The organism is Mesorhizobium sp. M5C.F.Ca.IN.020.32.2.1, assembly GCF_004023105.1.
Classification (GTDB): domain Bacteria; phylum Pseudomonadota; class Alphaproteobacteria; order Rhizobiales; family Rhizobiaceae; genus Mesorhizobium; species Mesorhizobium wenxiniae.
The window spans coordinates 1-5,256 of sequence record NZ_RZSX01000434.1 but is presented as its reverse complement, the minus strand read 5'-3'; the positions used below and the strand labels follow the sequence as shown (position 1 = coordinate 5,256).

At 64.7% G+C, this 5,256-nt stretch carries 5 protein-coding genes and 1 pseudogene; 2 read left to right on the top strand and 4 right to left on the bottom strand.

The window, feature by feature from the left end; translation table 11 throughout:
- Together EOA86_RS40490 and EOA86_RS20895 are read left to right on the top strand one after the other, a co-directional pair.
- Window positions 1–109, top strand: a pseudogene (locus EOA86_RS40490) (GNAT family N-acetyltransferase); the annotation flags it as partial.
- Between the two features lie 160 nt (window positions 110–269).
- Complete coding sequence (locus tag EOA86_RS20895; protein WP_348633358.1) at window positions 270–1,058, top strand: DUF72 domain-containing protein; 789 nt, start codon at window positions 270–272, stop codon at window positions 1,056–1,058.
- Here EOA86_RS20895 and EOA86_RS20890 read toward each other — a convergent pair.
- From EOA86_RS20890 to EOA86_RS20875, 4 genes are all read right to left on the bottom strand, one after another.
- Window positions 977–2,143 carry an FAD-binding oxidoreductase gene (locus tag EOA86_RS20890; RefSeq protein WP_128343378.1) on the bottom strand — a complete coding sequence of 389 codons (1,167 nt, stop codon included), beginning with the start codon at window positions 2,141–2,143 and terminating at the stop codon, window positions 977–979. The two genes, EOA86_RS20895 and EOA86_RS20890, sit on opposite strands and share 82 nt — an antisense overlap.
- A gap of 63 nt (window positions 2,144–2,206) precedes the next feature.
- On the bottom strand, window positions 2,207–3,709 hold the full coding sequence (locus EOA86_RS20885) for a HAMP domain-containing sensor histidine kinase (RefSeq protein WP_164891875.1): 1,503 nt from the start codon (window positions 3,707–3,709) through the stop codon (window positions 2,207–2,209).
- Window positions 3,710–3,768: 59 nt separating this feature from the next.
- Window positions 3,769–4,464 (bottom strand): response regulator transcription factor, encoded by a 696-nt coding sequence (locus tag EOA86_RS20880; protein ID WP_065007316.1) that lies wholly within the window; start codon window positions 4,462–4,464, stop codon window positions 3,769–3,771.
- A 3-nt stretch (window positions 4,465–4,467) separates the two neighbouring features.
- A partial coding sequence (locus tag EOA86_RS20875) for a DUF4173 domain-containing protein (RefSeq protein ID WP_164891874.1) occupies window positions 4,468–5,256 on the bottom strand: 789 nt, incomplete at its 5' end.

Here is a 5,256-nt window from a genome sequence, read left to right as displayed (position 1 = left end):
GCCATCCGTCGCCATCTCACTGATTTCCGTGCCCGACGCCGTCGGCTTCTACGAGCGGATCGGCATGAAGCGCATGCCCGACGCGTTCTGGTTCGCCCGCGAGCGCTGACGGACGCATTTTTCTGCCGGCGGGAGCCAAGCAGCGGCCGAGCACGCGGAATGTGCTGCTGACAGGTGAGCGCCGGCCGCATGGTCTCGGCCTATTACCGCTCCCTTGACCTGCGCAGTGCCCTGTCCACATCTCCAGCATGGAAAAGCATCGATGCTTCGTGGGCACAGCCGGTTGGGGCATCCCGTCGCGCTACAAGGATCTTTTCCCGGGATCCGGGGCGCATCTCGAGCGTTACTCCGGCCGTCTTGCCGGCGTCGAAATCAATTCATCCTTTTATAAGCCGCACCGCCGTGAGACCTATGAGCGTTGGACGCATTCGGTCCCGGAAGATTTCCGCTTCTGCGTGAAGGTCCCCAGGGCCGTGACACACGAGCATCGGCTTGCCGACTGCGAAGACCTGATCGGGGCATTCCTCGGGCAGGCCGGAGGCCTAGGCCGGAAGCTCGCTGTGCTGCTAGTGCAATTGCCACCCAGCCTGTCCTTCGAGCCGCATGTCACCGAGGAGTTCTTCGGTTTGTTGCGAAAGCAAACCGGCTCGAAAATAGCTTGCGAGCCTCGTCATGCGAGCTGGTTCGAACAGGACGCCGATGCGCTTCTGACCGGCTTCCGTGTAGCGCGTGTGGCAGCCGATCCGGCTCGCGTTCCCGCTGCAGCCACGCCATCCGGCTGGCCGGGCCTCGTCTATTTCCGCCTGCATGGCGCGCCGCGTATTTATTACTCGGACTATGACACTGACAGCCTGATCGCGATCAGGCAGCGGCTGGATGCGGCGAGTGCGGCGGGCGCTGAGGTCTGGTGCATTTTCGACAACACGGTTAAGGGCCATGCGCTCGGCAACGCCCTTGCCATAGACGCGATGGCGCCTCAGATCACGTTCAATTCGCGAAACGCCCGCCCCTCTGCCACACGGCTGTACCCAAATGCCGCGCAATCCACCGTGCGGTAGCCGCCATGCACGATCAGCTCGGCCAGCGCCTTGCCGACCGCCGGCGCCTGCTGCAGGCCGTGGCCGGAAAAACCGTTGGCGAAGAGGAAATTTCTGACCTGCGGATGCGGGCCGATCACCGCGTTCTGGTCGAGCGTGTTGTAGTCGTAATGGCCGGCCCAGGCACGCGTCGGCTTGATCGCTTCGAAGGCGGGAATGCGGGTCGCCAGCACTGGCCAGATCACCTCTTCGAACAGCGGCCAGTCGGGCTCGAAATCGCCGGGATCGGCGGGGCCGTCGCCCTCTTGCGGCTCGGCGCCGCCGGTGATGTAGACCGAGCCTTCCGGCCTGACATAAATGCCGCTCGGATCGACCAGCAGCGGCATGTCGGCATATTTCTCGCGCGCCTCGAAGATGAAGACATTGCGCTTGCGCGGTTCCACCGGCAGTACCAGTCCGGCCATTGCAGAAACCTTGCCGGCATTCGGCCCGGCGGCGTTGACGACGATGCCGGCCTCGAGCCGCTCGCCATTGTCGAGGTTGACGCTGGTGACGCGGTCGCCCTGCCGCTCGATGCCGGTCACATCAGCGGTGACGAAATCGATGTTTTTCTCGCGGAGCGCCTTGCGGAACAGCATCAGCATCGCATGCGCGTCGAACCAGCCCTCGCCGCTGCGGCCATAGGCGCCCGCGGTGATGCCTTCGGCCGATAGCCATGGGAAGCGACGCACCAACGCATCCGCATCCTCAAGGACGATGTCGGCGCCTTCGGCGATCTGCGCCTCGTGGTTCGCCTTGAGGATCGGCAGTCCGTTCTCGCCGGCGAGGATGAGATAACCGCCTTCGCGAAAGCCGATATCGGCGTCGGCTCCAAACTCTTCCGTCAGTCGCCGGAACAGTTTCAGCGTGAACTGCGACAGGCGGATGTTCTCGGGAATTGAAAACTGCTGGCGAATGGAAGCACAGGACAGCGTCGTTGCCGCATGGGCGAATTGCGGGTCGCGCTCGACCAGCGCGATCGAACCGGAAAACCCTTCCTCGCGCAGATAATAGGCGATCGAGGAGCCTACGATGGCTCCGCCGATGATGACGACGTCGTAGCGCACTTTTTTGCGTCTCCAGTTCTAGAGCATGATCCCGAAAACCGGTTTTCGGAATCAGGCTCCAATTCATACAGCCGGCAGGATGATCTCGAAGCGCGTGCCGCGCTCGGAGTCAACCAGGCGGATCGTGCCATCATGCGCTTTCAGGAGGGCCAGCACGATGCCGAGGCCCATGCCGGTGCCGCCTGCATCGCGGCGCGTGGTGAAGAACGGCTCGAATATCCGCCCCCGATTGCTGGGCGAAATGCCGGCGCCGTCGTCGCTCACCAGAATCGTCGCCTTGCCGCCCGCGCTCGCCGCCGTGATCGAAACGAGCGTTGCGCCATGGCGCGCCGAATTGTCGATGAGATTGGCGAGCACGATGGCCGCGTTCTCGGCCGACATGCGCAGGCGGATATCGCCGCCTCCCTCGACACGGACCGCCAGCCTGTCCTCGGCCGGCAGCAGCGCCAGTGCGGCGCCAACCAACGTGCTTTCGCCGCCGGGCGCAAGATTTTCAGCGCGCGCCAGGTCGAGCAGACGGCGCACCAGAAGGTTGAGCCGTTCGGCATCGGTGACGATGTTGTTCGAAAACCGCCGCCGTTCGCCCTCATCCATCGCGCTGCCCGAATCGCGCAGCAGTTCGGCCGCCCCCTGGATCGCCGTCAGCGGCGATTTGAGCTCGTGCGAGACATGCGTAGCGAAGGTCTGGATGCTGTCCGAGCGCGCATGCAGCTTTTCGGCCATGTCGAGGAAGGCGTCGGAAAGCGCCGCCATCTCGCGCGTGCCGTGATGATCGAGCGGCCTGATCGCGTCGCGATCACCGGCCGCGATGCGCTTTGTCCGTTCCATCAGCGCGTAGATCGGCCGGCTGACGGTGCGCAGGAAGACCAGGCCGATAAGCAGCGTGCCGCCGAGGATGGCGATCGCCGCCAGCCCCACCTTGCCGCGCTCGCCATAGAGGTGCTTGACGATGTTGTTCGGCGTTCGCGACAGATAGACCACGCCGGCGACCTTGCCGTCGACCGCGGCCGGCATCGCGACGAAGACGCGGACTCTCGTACCGCGGCTGACCGAATAGAGCGATGGTGGCGGCTCGTCGGAGATCCTCTGCCGGAGCGCGCTGGCATAGCGGCCGGCCAGCGCCTGGCGAACCTCCTCGACGGCGCCGAGCGACAGGCCGATCTCCTCGCGCCCGGCGATGACGACGCCTTTGGGGTCGAGCAGCCGAAAGCCGGCAAGCGTGGTTTTCTGCGTCTCGGCAAGAATGCCCGACAGCCGCGCGCCGATCGCCGCGACGGCTGGATCCGGGGCGGTCGCGGTGATGGCGGGCGGCCGGGCCGGCAGAACGTAGTCGGAGGCAAGATCGAGGCGCGGCTCGATCGGCCGGTAGCGAGAGTCCGGATCGGTGGCACTGTCCGCAGGCACGGCCGCGCCGAGCTTTTCGATGGCGACGCCGGCGTCGCGGACCTCTTGCGCATAGATGGCGCCAAGGGCCGCACCTTGCGCGATCAGCTCGGCCTCGGTCTGGCGGATCAGCTGGTTCTCGTAGAGCCGGAAGAAGAACAGGCCGACCAGCGGCAGCGCCATCACCATGATCAGGATGGCAACAACGATCGTGGCGAGGCGCGGCCGCCATTTATGCGCGGTCACGCGCCGCACCGGCCGAGCCGGAAGCCGACGCCATGCACGGTCTCGATCGCATCCGTGCAGCCGGCCGCCGCCAGCTTGGCGCGGATGTTCCGGATATGGCTGTCGACGGTGCGGTCGGCGACATGGATGTTGGCGGCATAGGCATTGGCCATAACCATGTCGCGGCCGAGCACATGTGCTGGCCGCGCCAGAAACCCTTTCAGGATGGCGAATTCGATCGAGGTCAGCACCAGCGGCCTGCCGTCGAAGCTGGCCGCGTGGCTAGCCGGCAGCAAAGCCAGTCTGCCATGCGAGAATTGCCGGTCGTCGGTCTGTTCCGCCTTTGTCGGGCGGGCGCGCCGCAGGATGACCTTGACGCGTGCGACCAGTTCACGCGGGCTGAACGGCTTGGTGACATAGTCGTCGCCACCCATTTCGAGCCCGAGGATGCGGTCGATTTCTTCATCACGCGCGGACAGGAACAGCACCGGCACATCCGATGTATGCCGCAGCCGCCGGCAGACCTCCAGCCCATCCATCTCCGGCATGCCGATGTCGAGCACGACAAGATCGGGCGCGCGGCGCCCGATCGCCTGCAATGCGGCGGCGCCGTCCGATACGGCAACCGTCTTCATCCCCGCCTTTTCGAGCGCAAAGCAGATGATTTCGCGGATATGCGGATCATCGTCGGCGACAAGGATGTTGTGCGGCATGGATCAGCGGCCCGGCGCGAAGGGTTCGGAGCCCTGAGGAACCACGAACGGGATATATGTGTCGAGAGTACGAAGTAGCCGCCAGTCGCGGAAGCTCCAGGCGCGCCAGTTTTCCTGGCCCGCGCGGTAGCGGGCCTGGTCCTGCCCAAGCAGACGGGCGAGTTGGCGGTAAGAGGGAATGCTGGCCGCATTCGTCTCGGCCTGATGCTCGAGGAAGCGATCAAGCGCCGGCCAGGCGCTGGGACCGAGCGAACGCAAATACCAGAAATCGAGCTTGGTGCCGCGGCCGGTCATTTCGAATGAGTGCTCGACATTGTAGTTGGCAATCAGCGCCGCGAAGTTGATGAAGGAGCAGGCATAGAGCGTCACCGAAAGCGTCAGAAGATTGGCGGAAAGCAGCCATTCATTGGATTTTTCGAGTGCGATGCGGGCGATGATCAGAGCAAGGCCCGCCGCCACCAGCCCCATCCAGACGAAGGCGGCGACGCGCCAGTAGGTCAGCGCATAGATGCCGATATAGAGATCGAGCCGCAGGATCGACGAGATGACCAGCACGATGTTCTGCGCCACCCAGACATAGACCAGCCGGCGGATGAGGGGATCGCTGGAGGTAGCACTTCCCGGCCGCAACGCCGCCAGGACGAAGCCGGCGGCAAGCAGCGCCGTGACGATCAATGGATAGGCGCCGCGATGCGCATAGGCGGCGTAGGTCAGCCCGTCGGGAAGGGCGATGCCGCCCCACAGATAGGTGGCGTCGAGTGCGGTCTGCACCGCGAACAGGATGTTGAAGAC

What these genes read in the sequence shown, in the direction of transcription:
- EOA86_RS20885 (WP_164891875.1), bottom strand. Translation starts at nt 3,709, where the DNA reads ATGGCGCTGCCGCTGGTCGGCCTGTTCTTCTTCCGGCTCTACGAGAAC.
- EOA86_RS20880 (WP_065007316.1), bottom strand. Translation starts at nt 4,464, where the DNA reads ATGCCGCACAACATCCTTGTCGCCGACGATGATCCGCATATCCGCGAA.